General features: G+C 64.3%; 18 protein-coding genes. 12 read left to right on the top strand and 6 right to left on the bottom strand.

The genetic code is table 11. The features are described from left to right. Nucleotides 1-61 precede the first annotated feature (61 nt). On the bottom strand, nt 62-1,486 hold the full coding sequence (locus HCA61_RS24640) for an ABC transporter substrate-binding protein (RefSeq protein WP_169690820.1): 1,425 nt from the start codon (nt 1,484-1,486) through the stop codon (nt 62-64). Nucleotides 1,487-1,747: 261 nt separating this feature from the next. On the opposite strand from HCA61_RS24640, the gene HCA61_RS24635 reads away from it, so the two are divergent. Further along, nucleotides 1,748-3,412, top strand: a complete 1,665-nt coding sequence (locus tag HCA61_RS24635; protein ID WP_169690819.1) for a class I adenylate-forming enzyme family protein — start codon at nt 1,748-1,750, stop codon at nt 3,410-3,412. A gap of 105 nt (nt 3,413-3,517) precedes the next feature. On the opposite strand, the gene HCA61_RS24630 is transcribed toward HCA61_RS24635, so the two are convergent. From HCA61_RS24630 to HCA61_RS24615, 4 genes are all read right to left on the bottom strand, one after another. After that, nucleotides 3,518-4,393, bottom strand: coding sequence for an amidohydrolase family protein (locus HCA61_RS24630; protein WP_169690818.1), 876 nt, complete (start codon nt 4,391-4,393; stop codon nt 3,518-3,520). A 116-nt stretch (nt 4,394-4,509) separates the two neighbouring features. Further along, nucleotides 4,510-5,883, bottom strand: coding sequence for an MFS transporter (locus tag HCA61_RS24625; protein ID WP_169690817.1), 1,374 nt, complete (start codon nt 5,881-5,883; stop codon nt 4,510-4,512). Between the two features lie 29 nt (nt 5,884-5,912). Continuing rightward, nucleotides 5,913-6,260, bottom strand: a complete 348-nt coding sequence (locus HCA61_RS24620) for a carboxymuconolactone decarboxylase family protein (RefSeq protein WP_169690863.1) — start codon at nt 6,258-6,260, stop codon at nt 5,913-5,915. A 186-nt stretch (nt 6,261-6,446) separates the two neighbouring features. After that, nucleotides 6,447-7,457 carry an AraC family transcriptional regulator gene (locus tag HCA61_RS24615; protein WP_169690816.1) on the bottom strand — a complete coding sequence of 337 codons (1,011 nt, stop codon included), beginning with the start codon at nt 7,455-7,457 and terminating at the stop codon, nt 6,447-6,449. 199 nt (nt 7,458-7,656) lie between these two features. On the opposite strand from HCA61_RS24615, the gene HCA61_RS24610 reads away from it, so the two are divergent. The 9 genes from HCA61_RS24610 to HCA61_RS24570 all read left to right on the top strand — a co-directional run bounded on the left by HCA61_RS24610 (nt 7,657) and on the right by HCA61_RS24570 (nt 16,954). Next, nucleotides 7,657-8,631, top strand: coding sequence for a quinone oxidoreductase (locus HCA61_RS24610; protein ID WP_169690815.1), 975 nt, complete (start codon nt 7,657-7,659; stop codon nt 8,629-8,631). A gap of 96 nt (nt 8,632-8,727) precedes the next feature. Beyond that, on the top strand, nt 8,728-9,576 hold the full coding sequence (locus HCA61_RS24605) for a TauD/TfdA family dioxygenase (RefSeq protein ID WP_169690862.1): 849 nt from the start codon (nt 8,728-8,730) through the stop codon (nt 9,574-9,576). Between the two features lie 56 nt (nt 9,577-9,632). Beyond that, nucleotides 9,633-10,685, top strand: coding sequence for a 3-keto-5-aminohexanoate cleavage protein (locus HCA61_RS24600; protein ID WP_169690814.1), 1,053 nt, complete (start codon nt 9,633-9,635; stop codon nt 10,683-10,685). 79 nt (nt 10,686-10,764) lie between these two features. Continuing rightward, nucleotides 10,765-11,349 (top strand): alpha/beta fold hydrolase, encoded by a 585-nt coding sequence (locus HCA61_RS24595; RefSeq protein ID WP_169690813.1) that lies wholly within the window; start codon nt 10,765-10,767, stop codon nt 11,347-11,349. 39 nt (nt 11,350-11,388) lie between these two features. Then, complete coding sequence (locus HCA61_RS24590; RefSeq protein WP_169690861.1) at nt 11,389-12,945, top strand: long-chain fatty acid--CoA ligase; 1,557 nt, start codon at nt 11,389-11,391, stop codon at nt 12,943-12,945. Nucleotides 12,946-13,080: 135 nt separating this feature from the next. After that, nucleotides 13,081-14,085: an ABC transporter substrate-binding protein gene (locus HCA61_RS24585; protein ID WP_169690812.1), complete on the top strand. Its 1,005-nt coding sequence runs from the start codon at nt 13,081-13,083 to the stop codon at nt 14,083-14,085. Between the two features lie 76 nt (nt 14,086-14,161). Then, the gene (locus HCA61_RS24580; RefSeq protein WP_169690811.1) at nt 14,162-15,142 is read left to right on the top strand and encodes an iron chelate uptake ABC transporter family permease subunit; all 981 of its coding nucleotides are present in this window, start codon (nt 14,162-14,164) and stop codon (nt 15,140-15,142) included. After that, on the top strand, nt 15,135-16,202 hold the full coding sequence (locus HCA61_RS24575; RefSeq protein WP_169690810.1) for an iron chelate uptake ABC transporter family permease subunit: 1,068 nt from the start codon (nt 15,135-15,137) through the stop codon (nt 16,200-16,202). Before HCA61_RS24580 ends, HCA61_RS24575 begins: the two co-directional genes overlap by 8 nt. Further along, nucleotides 16,199-16,954, top strand: coding sequence for an ATP-binding cassette domain-containing protein (locus HCA61_RS24570; RefSeq protein WP_169690809.1), 756 nt, complete (start codon nt 16,199-16,201; stop codon nt 16,952-16,954). The genes HCA61_RS24575 and HCA61_RS24570 overlap by 4 nt, the downstream gene beginning before the upstream one ends. 18 nt (nt 16,955-16,972) lie before the next feature. Here HCA61_RS24570 and HCA61_RS24565 read toward each other — a convergent pair whose 3' ends face one another. Then, nucleotides 16,973-17,497: a ribonuclease H gene (locus HCA61_RS24565; protein ID WP_169690808.1), complete on the bottom strand. Its 525-nt coding sequence runs from the start codon at nt 17,495-17,497 to the stop codon at nt 16,973-16,975. A gap of 91 nt (nt 17,498-17,588) precedes the next feature. On the opposite strand from HCA61_RS24565, the gene HCA61_RS24560 reads away from it, so the two are divergent. Further along, entirely contained in the window at nt 17,589-18,494 is a 906-nt protein-coding gene (locus tag HCA61_RS24560) for a DNA-3-methyladenine glycosylase 2 family protein (protein ID WP_169690860.1), read from the top strand. 58 nt (nt 18,495-18,552) lie between these two features. Next, nucleotides 18,553-19,029 (top strand): MarR family winged helix-turn-helix transcriptional regulator, encoded by a 477-nt coding sequence (locus HCA61_RS24555; protein ID WP_169690807.1) that lies wholly within the window; start codon nt 18,553-18,555, stop codon nt 19,027-19,029.

The raw sequence follows: 19,029 nt of genomic DNA, 5'->3' as shown, positions 1-19,029 counted from the left end.
CGAAAACCTCTGCTCGTCGGTGCCGGCGGCGCGTACGCCGCCGGCACCGGTCGTCATCGGATCAGGAAACCGGCCTGATGACGTTGGGATTCAGGTACTTCGTCGAGATACGGTCGGGGCCGAGCTCGGTTCCCCAAGTGCTCGCGTCGGTCGCAACCAGGTAACGGTCGTCGCACTTGAACGTGCCCGCCTCCGCAGGGAATGCCTGCGAGAACTCCGCACCGGTCATCGTGGTGACCAGGCCACACTTCGCCGGCATGTTGGCACCCGGATCGGTCACCGCGTGCAGTCCGCCGCCGTCCCACTCGTGGATCTTCGACAGTTCGTCGACCATGCACTGGCGGGTCAGATCCGAGCCGCATTCGTCCGCGGCGGTCGCCCACAGCAGGAACGAGGAGGTCGCCTGCATGCCGAGCAGCGCGGTCTTACCGCCCTTCTCACTGATGATGTCGACATAGTCCTGCACAGCAGGAACAGTGTCGGCGGACTCGATCATCTGGAAGGTCATACCGGCGTTGAGGTTGTCGAGCAGACCACCGTTCGCGCCGTTCCACTCGCGAGCAGCGTCGCCGTACCACGTGGCCTCACCCATGAGAATGGGATCGATTCCGACCTGGTCGAGAGCCTTGACGAAGTTGAACTCGGCGGGCACCGGCGACCTCGACGTCCACAAGCCCTTGACGCCGCATTCTTTGAACTTCTCGGCGAATGGGACGTAGCTGGACTCACCCTCGTAGTTGAGGGTTACGCCGCAGTCCTTCAGACGGAAGCCCGCCGCCTCCGCGATCGAGCGGATCTTGGTGGTCGAGGTGATGATCGTCGGCATCGTGGAGTTGACGACGTCGAAGTCGTTCAGCATGTCGGGGTGCATTTCGGCCATCTGGAACCACTGCGACCCGTTGGCGAAGTCCACAGGGAACGGCACACCTTGGAAGGTCATCGGCCCGTTCGCCGCATCCGGGGAGACAGTGAACGCCGGGACCGCCGCAAGGTTGCAGGCGACACGGGTCTGCTCGGACGTCTGATCCATTGCGAAACCGTGCCCGACCAGCATGAACTCGGCGCCGCAGGCGTTCTGCATGACGGCGTTCGCCTGAGTCATCGCGCCGTCGTAGTAGGTGCCCACGATTTGCCGGCCGTTGATGCCGCCCTGCTCGTTGCACCAGTCGATCATCGCGGAAACAGCGTCGCCCATCTCCTTGTTCAGGCCCGGGCTCTTGGTGTAGCCGCTGTCGTCGCCGTAGCCGATACGGATTTCCTTGTCGGTGACACCCTGATCGGTCGCGCCGGCGGCATCTCCTGCACCACAGGGAGACTCCAGAGTTCCGAACTTCACGTCGGACGGCGCGGCGGTCGCTTCCGCGGCAGCGACCGGGGCCAGGCCGGCAGCAGCCGGATCCGTCCCTCGATCCGACGCACAGGCCGAGGTCACCGCCATGGTGGCAGCCAAACCGGCCACCAGTTTGGCCGCAGTACTTCGTTTCACGATGTGGAGCTCCTTCGTCCGGGGCGCGCGCCGAAAATGGCGAGGATCGGGACCTCGCGGCGGCATGTCGGTGCGGCGAAAGTAACCACCGTCACGCAACGGACATCCCGGACTCCCGGTGAGTGAGACTCCCAAGTGATCGTCACCACAGCCCACTCCCGGTCAGTGGTAGCGATCACGCCATACTGGACACCGAGCATGAGATCGTCGCCCCGCAAAGTTGTTCAACCCCCACGGCGACACCGACGAAAGGCGATCGAAGTGACAGCACCAGCGGACGTCCAACAGATGCTGCAGAAGGTCGTATCCCAGCTGACAGGACCCGGCGGACGGTTCGAGATTGCCGTGGAAGAAGTTCGTGGTAATCGCATCCCGGTGATGGTCAATCGCGACCGGCGTGTCAGCGATGTGATCGCGAAGTCGAAGGAGTGGGGAGACCGCGACTACATCGTTACGGCAGATCGACGCATGACCTTCGCGCAGCACGCCGACGCGGTCGCTGCGCTGGCCACAACCCTGCGCGACGACTACGGCGTGGGCAAGGGCGATCGGGTCGCACTCCTCGGAGCCAATTCTCCCGAGTGGATCGTCGCGTTCTGGGCGGCACAGGCCCTCGGCGCGATCTCTGTCGGGCTCAACTCGTGGTGGGTGCCCGCCGAGATCGCCTACGGTGTCGACCTCGTGAAGCCGAAGGTGATCGTCGCCGACGCCAAGCGCGCCGAGTTGCTCGCCAAGGCGGAAGTGTCCGGGTTCGAGTTGCTCACGATGGAAGAGGATGTGCCTCGGATCGTCGCCGCGGCATCCGGCGCCGAACTCCCGGCAGCCGACGTCGCCGAAGACGATCCCGCCGTCATCCTGTTCACCAGCGGCACGAGCGGCCGGCCCAAGGGCGCAGTGCACTCCCAGCGAAATCTGCTAGCCGTCATCGACTACCACCGTTTCAACGATGCAATGATGTCGGCCATGTACGGGCGTCCGTACGACGATTCCACGCCGAGCGACCTCCGCTACCTTCTGACGTCGCCCCTGTTCCACATCGCGAGCCTCCACAACCTCGCTGTTCCCCGGCTCGCCACAGGTAGCGCTCTCGTCATGACCGAGGGCGCCTTCGACGTCGACAAGGTCTTCGCCTTGATCGAACGCGAAAGGGTCACCAACTGGGGCGCCGTCCCGACCATGGCGTCACGCATGCTCGACCATGAGAACACCGACAAGTACGACCTGTCGTCACTGAGTGCATTCGCGCTGGCATCGGCGCCGTCGTCGCCTGCCTTCAAGAAGCGGTTGCAGGAGAAGTTCCCCTTCGCTCAGCAAGCACTGGTGGACAGCTACGGCCTGACCGAGTGCAGCACCGCAATTGCGGTGGCAACCGCACCCGAGATCGAAGCGTTCCCCGGCACGCTCGGCAGTCCGATCCTCACCGTGAGCATGGAGATTCGCGACCCGTTCGGAGAGAAGGTCGACGAGGGTGTCGAGGGTGAGATCTGTGTCCGTAGCCCGTTCGTGATGCTCGGCTACTGGAACAACGACGCCGCGACCGACGGTGCGATCACTTCCGATGGCTGGCTGCGGACCGGCGACTTCGGAACGCTGGAGAACGGCAGACTCCGGTTGACCGGCCGACGCTCGGATCTGATCCTGCGTGGCGGCGAGAACGTGTACCCGACCGAGATCGAGCAGGCCCTCGACGAGCATCCGGATGTCCAGGAATGCGCAGTCATCGGTGTCGACGACGACGACCTCGGGCAGGAGGTCGGTGCGGTAGTTGTACTTCACGCAGGCAGCAGTGCCACCGAAGACGATCTTCGGGACTTCCTGAAGGAACGTCTGGCCTACTTCAAGATCCCGAAGACCTGGAAGATCACGCAGGATCTGCTGCCGCGCAACGCGACCGGCAAGATCATCCGGCGCGACCTCACCGTCTGACACCGATCGGGTCGCCCAACCGAACGTCTTCACAAGAGAAAAAGGCAGATACAGAACTCCGGAAGGTCTGTATCTGCCTTTTTCCGTTGCATCGGGCGGGCGCTGCTATCCCAGGCCGAACAGCGCGGCGGCGTTGTCATGGCACACCTGACGTACCCACGCGGAATCCGGCGCGAACCGCTCGACCGCCTCGAGTTGATGGAGGTAGCCGTACGGGATGTTGGGGAAGTCGGTGCCGAGAAGGATCCTCGACCGGAGGGTATCGAGCCTGGGCAGTGCCGCCTCGGGGAACGGCATGTCCGCTTCCACGAAGTCCGTGAACGCCATCGTGGTGTCGAGGTACACGCGTGGGTATTCGTCCGCGAGGTCGAGGAAGGCCTCGTACTCCGGCATCCCCATGTGGGCAATGATCACCGCGAGGTTCGGGTACCGGCGCATCAGTTCGGCCATCGGATCGGGTCCGGTGTGTGTTCCGGGAGCCGGCCCCGACCCGCAGTGCACGACGATCGGTAGCCCTTCGTCCTCGAGCAGTCCCCACACGTCCGCCAACTGCGGATCGAGTGGTGTGTAGTCGCCGACCTGGATGTGGGATTTGAACACGACCGCACCGGACGAGATCGCCTCGGCGACATAGGACGCCGCGCCCGGTTCGGGATAGAACGTCGCGGTGTGCAGGCAGTCCGGGGTTCGGGAGGCGAAATCGGCCGACCACGAATTGAGCCACGCCGCCATCTCCGGCCGATGCGGGTAGAGCATCGACGTGAAGTACTTGACACCGAACGCACGCAGTCGCTCGACGCGCTCCTCCTCGGTGTGCCGGTAGGTGATGGGCCAGGTCCGTCCGACGAGCGGTCCTGCCGTGTCGAAGTACTCCCAGACTTTGTCCATCACGTTCTTCGGCATGAAATGCGTGTGGACATCGATGAGCTCATCGATGCCGTGCCGTCGACGGAACTCCGCAACCTGATCGATCTCGTTCACACTGCGACCGTACACATGATGTATCGGAACAACCTTCGGATGGAGGGGCCTGCACCGGCCGGGGCCGGGTGCGGAAGCGATCCGCACCCGGCCCCGTCATGCTACGGATCGCAGAGTCAGGCCTTTGCCGCTGCGGCCGCACTCTGAATCGCGAGCTTGTCGAGCCCTGCCGCGTACAACCGTCGACCGAAGAACAGCGCCACGATTGCGAGCACGTACACCAGCGGGGTCAACTGCAGTGCGCCGATGAGGCCGAGTCGGTCGGCGAGGATGCCGACAATGAACGGTCCGGTGGCCAGCCCCAGGATGTTGTTGGCGACGGTCAAGGTCCCCAGGCCGGACGCTCGCACCGACTGGTGCGTCAGACTGGCAACCATCGCTGCAGTCGGGCCGGAGGAACCGGCAGAGAAGAAGGCACCGATCGCGATGAGCGTCAATTGCGCCGCACCGGGTTCCAATTGGAATGCGATTCCGAGGGACGTCAGCGAGATGGCGCAGTACGCGATGGCACTGGACCACTTCCCGGACGGGTTGTTGCGACCGACCCGGTCGGTGATGATGCCGCAGACCACCATGCCGGTGCCGATCAGCATCACGAAGGCCGCGGCGATCACGCCCGCCTTGTCCGGGGCCATGCCGTACTCGCGGTTGAAGAAACTGGGGGTCCACGACAGCAGCACGGCCGCGGTGAACATCTGCAGACCGCCACCGAGGTACGCGCACCAGACCGCAGGGTTGGTGAACAGGGTCGAGACGGGGACCCGGATCGGGGGCGCGTCCGGGCGCGCAGGTGACGCGACATCCTGGTCGACTGCGTGTGCGGCCAACCGGCGCTCGGTGACCACGAGGCGGAACAGCGCCACGAGAATGAGTCCGAGCACTGCCATCGCCGCGAACGACCATCGCCAGCTCAGGTGCACAGCGATGACACCGCCGAGCGAGACGCCGACGACCGAACCGAACGAGCCGCCGGCCATGAATGCACCGCTGAGGGTCGAATGGATTCGGGGTGCAAAGACACTGAGCACCAATGCGATTCCGACGCTGCCGTACGCTGCTTCGCCGACGCCCACCAGGAAGCGAGCGGCGAGCATCTGCTCGTAGTTGGCTGCTACCGCGCAGAACAGCGTCGCGATGCTCCAGATCACCGCCATCACGGCGAGGCTGCGAACCCTGCCCCAGCGGTCTGCGAGCAGGGACAGCGGGAAGGTCAGCAAACCCACCATCAGCGCGACGATGCTGGTCAGCGACGCGAGTTGAGAGTCCGACAGGTCCCAATCGGCCTTCAGGAACGGGAAGACCGCGCTGAGCACCTGGCGCGACATGTAATCGGACAGCAGCAACGCGAACGTCAGCGCAAAGACCACCCAGGGATAGACGGGGCGGCGGCGGGGCTGAGCAGAGTCGATGCGATCGGAGCCTAGTACATCGGCCGAAGAGTCGGGGCCGAGTTCGACGGAGGTGCCGATCGAGGTGGGAGTGTTTCCCATGAGAGCTCCTCGAGTGGGGGAAGGGGTGGTCAGGACGCTGCCTGGCGCGCCTGATGTGCGTCGAGTTCCTCCTCGAGGATCGGAACGCCGAGATTGCAGGCATGGATTCCGAGGACGCTGACCATCTGCAGAACGGTGAGAATCTCGTCGCGAGAGACTCCGAGATCGAGCGCAGCACGGATGTGCCGCCGTACGCCGGGGGCGTACATGTGGGTAGCGGCAGCGTCGATCGCGATGCTGAGGAGTTCGACGAACTCAGGCGTGAAGATCCCTCGCTCGATCGGGGTGGCATTCATCGCCATGAACTGCTCGGTCCACTCCGGATCCCAGTCGGACAGTGTGTCCCACAAGGGATTCCATTTTCCATCCCGGCGCATGGCGTCGAGGGTAGGGGTGGGGATCGAATCGGATTTCGTGGTCACGCGGCACTCGTTTCACGCAGGGGTCGAAGTGTGGTGTGTCATGCACGCCATCCCACGGCGAACGTGGTGCACATCACGTTATCCCTCACCGAATGCGATTAATTATCCTGCCGGGACGTAGTTCTTCACATTTCGGGACAGTCACTCTTCGGAGCGGTTGCGCCATTCACGGGGACTCATGCCGAACTGCTGACCGAACCACCGGGAGAAGCTACTCGGCGCCGAGAACGACAACATTTCGGAGATCTCCGTGAAAGTGTGCCGCCGGCTCGCCACCAACCGCCGGGCGAGTTCGGCGCGAGTGGCGTCGACGACCCCGGTGAAGGTCTGCCCCGATTTGGCCAGGTGCCGGTGGACCGTGCGCCGATCCACGCCGAGACTCTGCGCAACCTGCTCGACGGAGCAGCGCCCGGTCGGCAGTAGCAGTTCGACGAGCTCGCGCACCCGCTGCTCGAGGGTCGGCGCCTCCGGAGCTGCGAGTTCGTCGAGGGCCTGTCGTACGTAGCCGCGGAGCAATGGGTCGGACAGGCGATTCGGCTGATCCAGGTCGTTCGCATACATGACGATTCCGGAGTAGTCAGCGCCGAAGGTGAGGGGCGCATCGAAGATGCGGCGGTGGGTGCTGTCGTCGGCGGGTCGCTCGTGCTCGAAGCACACCGATACGGGCCGCCATCGCTCTCCGAGCAGGTGCTGCAATAGCTGGCAGATCACAGCGAGGGCGAGCTCCACCGACTGACGGACGGGCATCGGCTCGCCGGTCTCGACACGGAGAACGACGGTCGCCAGCCCGCCACGTTCGATGATCTCGATGAACAATGCCTCGTTGTAAGTGTGCTGATAGCGGATCAGCATCCGCAGCGCACTCCGGGCATCCGGCTCCTCACGAATGCCCATACTCAGGGGGCCGAGAGTGGACAGCCGTCGCCGTTCGGCAAGCCTGAGCCCGAAATCTTGCCGACCGGTCGCCGCAGCCGAGAGTTCGAGCAGTCGCACGATCGACGCGGCCGGCATCCAGCGATCCTGGAGTTCGAGCCCCGCCGGATCGAGATCTACGCTGCGCATCAACTGGACCGGGTCGACCGACAACGAACGCCCCAGGTCGATGTAGCCGGTCAGCGACGCGTAGCGCGCCAGAGGTTTCGCCGATCCCATCGTCGACCCCTCCCTTCTTTGCCACAGCGCAGATTCGGCTACCTGTCCCGAATCGGCAATAAATATGCCCCCTGAGGGTAAGTATGACCCACGACACCTGATTACTGTCGTGTTATCAGCGTCACACGAACCCTCCGAGGTGGCGGAACACCGACGACGCGGTGACATCAGGCGCAGCGACATCAGAGGAGAAGAACAGATGGCACAGGCGATCCGATTCTACGAAACCGGCGGCCCCGAGGTCCTGAAGTGGGAGTCAGTGGAGGTCGGCGAACCTGGACCCGGCCAGGTCCGGATCCGGCACGAAGCCGTGGGCCTCAATTTCGCCGACACCTACTTTCGCACCGGTATGTACCCCGCCCCGCTACCCGCAGGAATGGGCGTCGAAGCAGCCGGTGTCATCGAGGCGATCGGCCCGGGTGTCACAGACTTCAAGGAAGGCGACCGTGTCACCTACACGGGCAGCCCGCTCGGTGCGTACAGCACCGAACGCGTGATGCCGGCCGAGCATCTGATCGCCCTTCCCGACGAGATCCCCTTCGAGACCGCAGCCGCAATGACCATGCGCGGCCTGACGACGTCGTACCTGCTGCGCCGCATCCACCCGCTGAATTCCGGGGACACCGTTCTGCTGCATGCAGCGGCCGGCGGCGTCGGTCTGATCTTCTGCCAGTGGGCAAAGCACTTGGGCATCAACGTCATCGGTACCGTGTCCAGTGACGCGAAGGCCGAGGTGGCGCGAGCCCACGGGTGCAGTGAGGTCATCGTCTACAAGCGAGAGAACGTCGCCGAGCGAGTGCGCGAGCTCACCGACGGCAAGGGTGTGCCAGTGGTTTTCGACAGCATCGGCGAGTCGACCTTCCAGTCCTCGATCGACTCCCTCGCCCGCCGCGGCCTGCTGGTGGCCTTCGGTACTGCTTCCGGCCCGATCCCTCCGATCAACGCCATGGAACTCGCCGTCAAGGGCTCGCTGTTCGTCACTCGCCCCGCGCTCGCCGACTACATCGCCGACCCTGCCGAGCGCGCCGAACTGGCGAACGAGCTGTTCGGACACGTCGCCGCAGGACGCATCGAGGTCGAGATCAACCAACGGTACAAGCTCGAAGAAGCCGAGCTCGCTCACCGTGAACTGGAATCCGGCATCAGCGTCGGCTCCTCTGTGTTCTCGGTCTGACCCACACCACCCATCGTCATGGACAGGAGGACAACCGCCATGACCACCACAGTCGACCGTGCGGAACCCTGCACCGACACCGCCTCCCGGATTCCGATGAACGCACAACCGTTGACCGCGAGCATCGGCGCAGAACTTCACGACGTGGACCTGGCCGAGGTGTCTCGCGACGACGCGCTCTTCGCCGAACTGAAGGCACTGCTACTCGAACACAAGGTGCTGTTCTTCCGCGACCAGAACATGAGCCGGGCCGAGCACGTGACGCTCGCGGAACGCTTCGGCCGGCTCGAGGATCATCCGGTGCTCGGCAGCGATCCGGAGCATCCCGGTCTGGTCCGCATCTACAAGGACCTCGACAGCCCGCCCGAGGCATTCGAGAATTCCTACCATTGCGATGCCACCTGGCGGGAGAACCCGCCGATGGGATCCGTCCTGCGATGCGTCGAAGGTCCCGCTATCGGCGGCGACACGATCTGGGTGAACATGGCGCTCGCCTACGCGCGGCTGCCCGAGCGTGTCCGGGAACAGATCGCCGGCCTGCGTGCGCGACACAGCATCGAAGCGTCGTTCGGTGCGCGACTCCCGATCGAGAAGCGCCTCGAGCTGAAAGAGCGGTACCCCGACGCCGAGCACCCCGTCGTCCGTACCCATCCGGAAACGGGCGAGAAGGTCCTCTTCGTCAACAGCTTCACCACGCACTTCACCAACTTCCACAACGCAGACAATGTCCGATGCGGTATCGACTACGCACCCGGGGCCGGCGATCTGCTCCGATACCTGCAGAGCCAGGCGACGATCCCCGAATATCAGGTGCGGTGGCGATGGACACCGAACAGCGTCGCGATCTGGGACAACCGGTGCACGCAGCACTACGCAGTCCAGGATTACTGGCCTGCCGTCCGCAAGATGGAACGCGCCGGAATCATCGGCGACCGCCCCTTCTGATCACACCGATCCTTTTTCTACCCAGGACTTTCCACTTCGATCCACAGGAGACTGCCATGCATTTCCACGACGATGCCCTCTTCCCCGAATGCCAGGAAAAGCTGGTCATCACCTGCGCGCCGTACGGACCCGAATGGGAGCCGAACGACTTTCGCGAAGACCTGCCGCTGACAATGGAAGAGCACATCCAGAAGGCGGTGGACTGCTACGAGGCCGGCGCAACCGTGCTGCACATCCACGTGCGGGAACTCGACGGCAAGGGCTCCAAGCGCCTGTCGAAGTTCAACGAACTCCTCGCCGGCCTGCGCGAGGCCGTGCCGGACATGATTCTGCAGGTCGGCGGGTCCATCTCTTTCGCTCCGGAAGGTGAAGGCGCCGACGCGAAATGGCTCTCGGACGACACCCGGCACATGCTCGCCGAGCTCGACCCCAAGCCTGATCAGGTCACGATCGCGATCAACACCAGCCAGATGAACATCATGGAGCTCATGACCGCGGACGACATCGCGGGCACCTCGATGGAACGTCCGGAACTTGCTGCGGCATACCGCGAAATGACCGTTCCCGCCGGTCCCGAGTGGGTAGAGGAGCACCTGCGACGTTTGCAGGCAGCCGGCATCCAGCCCCATTTCCAGCTCTCGTCCATCCCGCAACTCGAGACCGTCGAGCGTCTCATCCGCCGCGGGGTGTACACCGGACCTCTCAACCTGACCTGGGTGGGCATCGGCGGTGGCTTCGACGGCCCCAACCCGTACAACATCATGAACTTCGTGCAGCGTGTTCCGGACGGTGCCTGCCTGACCCTCGAAACGCTCATGCGCTCGGTCCTTCCGGTCAACACCATGGCGACTGCGATGGGTCTGCACAACCGTTGCGGCAACGAAGACACCATTTGGGGCCGCAAGGGCGAGAAGATGACCTCTGTCCAGCAGATCCAGCAACTGGTCCGCATCGCCGGCGAACTCGGCCGCGAAGTCGCCACCGGTAAGGAAGCCCGCGACATCTACAAGATCGGCGAGACCTACCGCGACGCCGACGAAACCCTCGCCAAGCTCGGGTACGCACCGAACCGACGGCCCGGGCAGGTCGGTTTCACGCAGCACGCCTGACCCATCACCGCGACCCGGGCCCGCCGTTCACGCCGGGCCCGGGTCGCGTCCGATATGGACGGAAAGTACGGACGACATAATGAACAACTATTCCGAACCGACCGTGGTCATCGTCCCCGGTCTGCGCGACCACGTCGCCGACCACTGGCAGACCCGGCTTGCCGATCGCCTCGACCGGGTGCGCACGGTACCCCCGCTCGAGCACGACAAGCTGAGTCTGGCGGCCCGGATCGCCGCGCTCGACGCGGTGGTGAGTGAGATCGACGGACCTGTGGTTCTTGTGGCGCACAGCGCCGGTGTCCTGATCGCTGTGCACTGGGCGCAGCAATCGACCAGACCGATACTCGGTGCACTACTCGCGACGCCCGCCGATCTGGAGTCCCCGCTACCCGAGAACTATCCCACGATGGATGATCTGGAAGCCGGTGGCTGGCTTCCGATCCCCCGACGCCGTCTCCCCTTCCCCAGTATCGTCGCGGCGAGCAGCAACGACCCGCTCGCAGAGCAGCGTAGGGTCGCGGGCCTGGCCGAGGTGTGGGGTAGCCGGTTCGTCGATCTCGGGGAGGTCGGACACCTCAACCCCGCGTCGGGATTCGGCGAGTGGCCGAAGGCCGACGAGTTCCTGCAGGAACTGCTCGACCGATCCGAGGCAGTCACGTCATGACCCCTCTCTCCCGAATCCGATCCTGAAAGCGACTCCACAATACTCAATTTGTCTGTCCTCCTGGAAGATTCCGCCCGGCGGTACCCGACCCGTGACGCACTCGTGTTCGGCGACACTCGCGTCAGCTACGCCGAACTCGACTCCCGCTCGAACCAGGTCGCCAACCTCCTGATCGAGCGAGGCATCGAACCCGGCGACACCGTCGCCATGTCGTTCCCCAACGTGCCGGAATTCCCGATCGTCTACTACGGCATCCTCAAGGCCGGCGCGGTCGTGGTGCCGCTGAACATCATGCTCAAGGGTCGCGAGATCGCCTACCACCTCGAAGATTCCGGAGCAAAAGCGTACTTCTGCTTCGAGGGCGGTCCGGACCTGCCGATCGGCGAGTTCGGCCGAGCGGGATTCGAGTCGGCAACACAGTGCCGCAACATGTTCGTCGCGGGCAACGAGTCGGGAACCGGAACTGGCACCGGCGATATTTCGGATCTCGAAGCTGCACTCGCGGAAACCTCGGACGCATTCTCTACGGTGGTGCGCGAACCACAGGATATCGCAGTCATCCTCTACACGAGCGGTACCACCGGAAAGCCCAAGGGCGCGCAGCTCTCCCACTCCAACATGGTGATGAATGCCGTCACCGCGAACCGATTGTTCGACAGCAACCCGATCCGCCACGACACCTACCTGGTGACGCTCCCCCTGTTCCACTCCTTCGGTCAGACCGTGACGATGAACGCGGGACTGTCGGTAGGCGGCACTCTGGTGTTGCTACCGCGATTCGAGGCACGCGCAGCGCTGAGACTGATGACGGACGAGGGCATCACCGTTTTCGCCGGCGTGCCGACGATGTATTGGGGCCTGCTCAATGCACTGGACGAGAGTGTGGACGTCGACCGGATCGCCGCGACGATGCGGCGTGCGATCTCGGGTGGAGCGGCGCTACCCGTCGAAATCCTCACCCGGTTCTCCGAGCGGTTCGGGGTTCAGATCCTCGAGGGTTACGGATTGTCCGAGACCTCGCCGCTGGCCCTGTTCAGCGACCCGGAGCGCGAACCCCGCCCCGGGTCGATCGGCGTCCCGGTGTGGGGAATCGAAGCGCGCCTCGTCGACGCGGAGTGGAACACCGTGACCGACCTCGACGCTGTCGGCGAGATCGCAGTGCGTGGACACAACGTCATGTCCGGCTATCTCGGCCGCCCCGAAGCGACCGCCGAGGTGATGCGCGACGGATGGCTGCGCACAGGCGACCTCGCCCGACGGGACTCCGACGGCTTCTATTACAACGTCGACCGCGCAAAGGACCTGATCGTGCGCGGCGGTTTCAACGTGTACCCACGGGAGATCGAGGAAGTACTGATCACGCACGCCGCGGTTTCGCTCGCAGCGGTGATCGGCGTGCCTCATCGAACCCACGGCGAGGAGGTCAAGGCGTTCGTCATCCTCGAACCGGGCAAGCAGGTCGAGGAGGCCGAACTCATCGCGTGGTGCCGGGATCAGATGGCGGTGTACAAGTACCCGCGATCGATCGAGTTCACCACGGTCCTGCCGATGACCGCGACGGGCAAGATCCTCAAGCGCGAACTCGCCACAAGATAGGGCGCCAATAACACCAGGTCACGAGGGAATCCGAGGCAGAGCTAGCAAAGCTTCCGGGTTAGGTTATGCTACCCATTTTATAAGGTGTTCCAAAGGCCTTACCCATCCTTTGTAAGCAAGCAGCAAGGAAGTTTGATGAACGCATCCCGCCTGTACCGAGGTGCCGTCCTCGGCACATTGGCTGCCCTGGCCCTGACTGCATGTTCGAGCGATCCCGCCACCGAGACCACCGACGACACCGCAACCACCATCACGGTGGAGGACAACTTCGGTACCCAGACGGTCACCGTGCCCCCGCAGTCCGTGGTCGCCACCGACAACAGCACGTTCGAGACGCTCGACACGTGGGGCATCCCTCTCGCCGCAGGCGCAGTCACCCTGATGCCGGACACGATCTCCTACACAGAGGACGAGAGCATCATCGATCTCGGCTCGCACCGGGAACCCAACCTCGAAGCCGTCGTCGCCGTCGAACCCGACCTGATCATCAACGGCGGCCGCTACGCGCAGTACCGCGAGAAGTTCCAGGAACTCGCACCGGACGCGACCATCGTCGAGGTCGCTCCTCGCGACGATGAAGCGTTCGACACCGAACTCAAGCGCGGCGTCACGGTCCTCGGAGAGATCTTCTCGAAGCAGGACGAGGCGCAGGCACTGAGCGATGCGTTCGACGAGTCGATCGCGCGGGTCAAGGCCGCCTACTCTCCCGAGCAGAGCGTCATGGGCCTGATCGTCTCCGGCGGCGAGATCGGCTATGTCACCCCGAGCACCGGCCGCACCATCGGTCCCATGTTCGACATCTTCGGTCTCACCCCTGCGCTCGAAGTTCCCGAAGGAACCGACGACCACCAGGGTGACGACATCTCCGTGGAGGCCATCGCCGCCTCCAACCCGGGCCTGATCATCGTCATGGATCGCGACGCCGCAGTCGCCTCGGATGAAGCCGGCTACCAGCCCGCCGCGACGGTGCTCGAGAACTCCCCCGCACTGCAGAACGTGCCTGCGGTCCAGGACGGCAACATCATCTACCTGCCCGCCGACACCTACACCAACGAGAGCATCCAGACGTACACGGAGTTCTTCAACTCGCTTGCGGACCTGCTCGAGAAGAACGCGGCGCCGAGCACAGAGAACAACTGAGTCACAGCGTCGAACGCCGTGTGCCCGGCCCGATGGCCGGGCACACGGCCGACGTGATTACAGAGCAGAGAACGACATGACCACGCAAGCTCCACTCTCCCGGACGCGGGACACGCTCTTCGACTGGAAGCTCCTCCTGGGCTTCCTCGGGGTTTGCGTCCTGCTGATCGCGTCGCTGTTCACCGGTGTGTTCGACATCTTCGGCGGCGATTTCGGCTGGGAGATGTTCAGCATCACCCGGATCCCCCGCACGATAGCCCTGGTACTGGCCGGTGCGGCGATGGCGATGTCCGGCCTCGTCATGCAGCTGCTCACCCAGAATCGCTTCGTCGAACCGACCACCACCGGTACTACCGAGTGGGCAAGCCTGGGCCTGTTGATCATGCTCATCGTCTTCCCCACCGCGGGCCTCATGCCCCGAATGATCGGCGCCATCGTCGCCGCCTTCATCGGAACGATGGTCTTCTTCCTGTTCCTCCGACGAGTGCAACTGTCGTCGTCGCTGATCGTCCCCATCGTCGGCATCATGCTCGGTGCTGTCGTCGGGTCCATCACCACCTACATCGCCCTCGCCACCGACAAACTTCAGAGCCTGGGCATCTGGTTCGCCGGAAGCTTCACGTCGATCATCAAGGGCCAGTACGAAGTGCTCTGGATCGTCGCCATCGTCGCAGTGCTCGTGTTCGTCGTAGCCGATCGGTTCACCGTCGCCGGTCTCGGTGAGGACGTGGCCACGAACGTCGGACTGAACTACAACCGCATCATCCTGCTGGGAACAGGACTCATCGCCATCGCCACCGGAGTCGTGACGGTCGTGGTGGGCGCCCTTCCGTTCCTCGGGCTCATCGTCCCCAACATCGTCTCGATGTTCCGCGGCGACGACCTGCGCAGCAACCTCCCCTGGGTGTGCCTGCTCGGCATCGCCATCGTCACCGTGTGCGACCTGATCGGGCGCACGATCATCATGCCGTTCGAGATCCCGGTGTCGTTGATCCTCGGCGTCGTCGGCTCCGTCGTCTTCATCACTCTGCTTCTCCGGAGCCGCCGCAATGCCTGAGACAACCATCGAATCGAGCGCTCCTGTCAGCGCCGCTGTCCCCTCGGTCGAGTCCGGGCACACGGGTTCCGGAGCTTTCGCGACCGCGCGGCAGCAACGTCGCTACTGGATTCTCGTAGGCACCCTCGCAATTCTCTCGGTTCTGATCGCCGTGGGCATCGTGACCTGGAACAACCCTGTCCCGTTCGGGACCGCTGGATACTGGCGGATCACGCAGATGCGTGCGGGCAGCCTCCTCGTGATCGTGCTCGTCGTCGTGTGTCAGGCAGTCGCGACGGTGTCGTTCCAATCTGCCACCAACAACCGCATCATCACGCCGTCGATCATGGGGTTCGAAGCCCTCTACGTCGCGATCCAGACCGCCGCCGTCTTCTTCCTCGGCGCGGTAGGGGTGACGCTGTTCCAGGGGGTCGCGCAGTTCGCCCTGATGGTGGTGCTCATGGTGGGCTTCTCCCTGATGCTCTACGGCTGGCTGCTGTCCGGTAAGTACGCAAATCTGCAGGTCATGCTGCTCGTCGGCATCGTCCTCGGTGGCGGTCTCGGCTCCGTGGCGACGTTCATGCAACGCATGCTCACCCCCAGCGAGTTCGACATTCTCACCGCCAAACTGTTCGGGTCGGTGTCCAACGCGGATTCGTCCTATCTCCCGCTGGCGGTCCCACTGTGCGTCGTGTCGGCAGCGATCCTGTGGTGGCGTTCGCGCAGACTCGACATCATTGCGCTGGGCAAGGACGTGACCACGAACCTCGGCCTGAACCATCGCCGCGAGATCATCCTCATCCTGTTTCTCGTGTCGGTGCTCATGGCAACCACGACCGCGCTGGTCGGTCCCCTGACATTCCTCGGGTTCCTCGTCGCGACCCTGGCCTATCAGTTCGCGACCACCCACGAGCATCGCTACGTGTTCCCGGTGGCGATCCTGACCGGGTTCGTCATCCTCGGCGGTGCCTATTTCGTGCTCAAGAACATCTTCTACGCCGAGGGCGCCGTGTCCATCATCATCGAGGCCGTCGGCGGTTCGGCCTTCCTCTACGTGATTCTCCGGAAGGGCAGATTGTGATCGAGATCAAGGGACTCCGCAAGGAGTACAGCAGCACGGTCACGATCGGCGAGATCGATCTGACAATCCCCAAAGGTGGCATCACCGCGCTGGTCGGACCCAACGGTGCAGGCAAGTCGACGATGCTGACGATCGTGGGCCGGTTGCTCGGTGCCGACGCCGGAACCATCGAGATCGCCGGCTACGACGTTTCGAGCACCAAGTCGAAAGATCTCGCGAAGATCGTCTCGGTGCTCCGCCAGGAGAACCATTTCGTCACCCGGTTGACGGTTCGTCAGCTCGTCGGCTTCGGTCGCTTCCCGCACTCGAAGGGCCGCCTCACCCGCAAGGACGAGGAGGCCATCACCCAGGCCATCGAGTTCTTCGGACTCACCCACCTCGAACACCGCTACCTGGATCAGCTCTCCGGCGGGCAGCGCCAGCGCGCCTACGTGGCCATGGTGCTGTGCCAGGACACCGACTACATCCTGCTCGACGAACCCCTGAACAACCTGGACATGAAGCACTCGGTCCAGATGATGCAGCACCTCCACAAAGTCGCGGTCGAACTCGGGCGCACCGTGGTCATCGTGCTGCACGACATCAACTTCGCGGGCCACTACGCCGACCGGATCTGCGCGATGAAGGACGGCAAGGTCGTCGAGTTCGGGACCCCGGACGAGATTCTGGTGGACGAAGTCCTCACCGGTGTGTTCGATACCCCCGTCACCTGTGTCGACGGGCCGAACGGCCGCCTCGCCGTGTACTACTGACCCGAGCGGTTCACCGATTCAGAACAGCGTCATCTCGACGTCTGCAGCGGGGGCCGTCTTCTTGGGCTTGACCACGGCCGGCGCGACCTTCGCCACCTCGATCGGGCCCGGCCGCGCCGCGGCCTCTCGCGCCGCTTCACCGGCAAGCTTGTCGGCGACCTCGTTGAAGTGGTTGCCGACGTGCCCGCGCACCCAACGGAAGCGCACCGGGCCCTTACGCTCGGAGATCTCGCGGTCGATGTCGCGAACCAGGTCGAGGTTCTTCACCGGGGCGCCCGCTGCTGTCTTCCAGCCCTTGCGCTTCCAGCCGGGCAGCCACTCGGACGCGCACTTAATCGCGTATTGGGAATCGGATTCGATGAGCAGCGGGTCTGGCCCTGGATGAGCACGGAGCGCCTCGAGCAACGCCCGCAACTCCGCGATCTGATTGGTACCGGAGCGATCACCACCCGACGCGCTGGGGCCTTCGTGATTGACCCACGCCCACCCGATAGCGCCACCGGGATTGCGCAAGCAGGATCCGTCGGTGCTCACGATGATCATGCGCGAACCATAGCCTTTCCCTCCGACACCGTCTAAACCCGACTTTCGTTCACGGGCGTACGGTGATTCGGTGCCTGCGTCCACGTTCACCATGGACACCCGTATAAGAGTGCCATGGCCGGTCGACCTCGTGTCGACCCTCCGACCTCTCCAGCGTGGCGCGTGGGATCCATGTCACCGCACCGACGGCACCGCGGTGTGGCGGGTGTCGCGAATGGATTCCGGGCCGGTGACCTACCGCCTGACCCAGGACGGCCCGAACGGGGCACGCGCCCAACTGTGGGGACCGGGTTCGGCCGAACTGCAGGAACAACTCCCCGCCCTGCTCGGTGCACACGACGACCCGTCCGGCTTCGCACCCGAGCATCCCGCGCTCGTCGAAGCCCACCGGCGACTCCCCGCCCTGCGGATCACCCGCACCGGACGCGTCTTCGAATCGCTCGTCCCGGCCATCCTCGAACAACGAGTGCACGGCGTAGCCGCGTTCGCATCGTGGCGCCGTCTCGTCACCCGGTTCGGCGACCAGGCACCGGGCCCCGCACCGGCGGGCATGCGCGTGCCACCGAGCGCGCAGGTGTGGCGCCGCGTCCCGTCGTGGGAGTTCCACAAGGCAAACGTCGACCCCGCCCGGGCCCGCACGATCGTGCGGTGCGCGCAGCTCGCCGACCGTCTCGAGCGTCTGTGCGACGACACCCCGGACGAAGCCCAGCGGAAACTGAAGACCCTGCCGGGGATCGGAGTGTGGACCGCCGCCGAGGTCGCGCAGCGCGCGTTCGGCGACGCCGACGCACTGTCGGTGGGCGACTACCACCTGGCGAACGTCGTCGGCTGGTCACTGCTCGGCGGACCGCTCGATGACGAAGGCATGGTCGAGTATCTCGAGCCACTACGTCCTCATCGTTATCGGGCGGTGCGCCTGATCACCGAATCCGGTGGGTACTCCCGGATCCCGAAACGCGGACCCAGAACGGCGATCACCGATCACCGCGGCCGCTGAGCGTGGCGCACCGCACGAAACTCGCTTCACGTACATGGCCGAACGTAGACTCCGTCGCATGCCCGCCACCGATGCCTCAACCGGTCCGGCCCGACTCGAGCTCCTTCCGAGCTTCCTTCTCAGTCAGGCTGCGCGACATGTCCACCGCGTCGTGTTCGACCGGCTCGACGCCTCCGATGCTCGCGGACACCACTACCGCGTCCTCGCCGCGCTCGACGAATACGGGCCGTCCAGCCAGGTCGAGTTGGGACGCCGGTGCGGCCTCGACCGCAGCGACGTCGTGTCCGTCCTCGACGCACTCGTCGACCGGCATTTCGTCGAACGTGCTCCCGATCCGAAGGACGGACGCCGAAACATCATCAGTCTCACCCGTCGAGGGCGGAACCGGTTGTTCGACCTCGAGCTCACGCTCACCGCGGTGCAGGACGTGGCGTTCGCCCCACTCGATGCGGACGAACGCACCCAGCTGGCTGCGATGCTCACCAAGCTGGTGGAGCATCACTCCGGCAATGACCGAGTCGTTCGACCGCGGTGA

It is taken from the genome of Rhodococcus sp. HNM0563 (genome assembly GCF_012726195.1).
Taxonomy (GTDB): domain Bacteria; phylum Actinomycetota; class Actinomycetes; order Mycobacteriales; family Mycobacteriaceae; genus Rhodococcus.
This window is presented reverse-complemented; position numbering and strand designations above follow the sequence as displayed.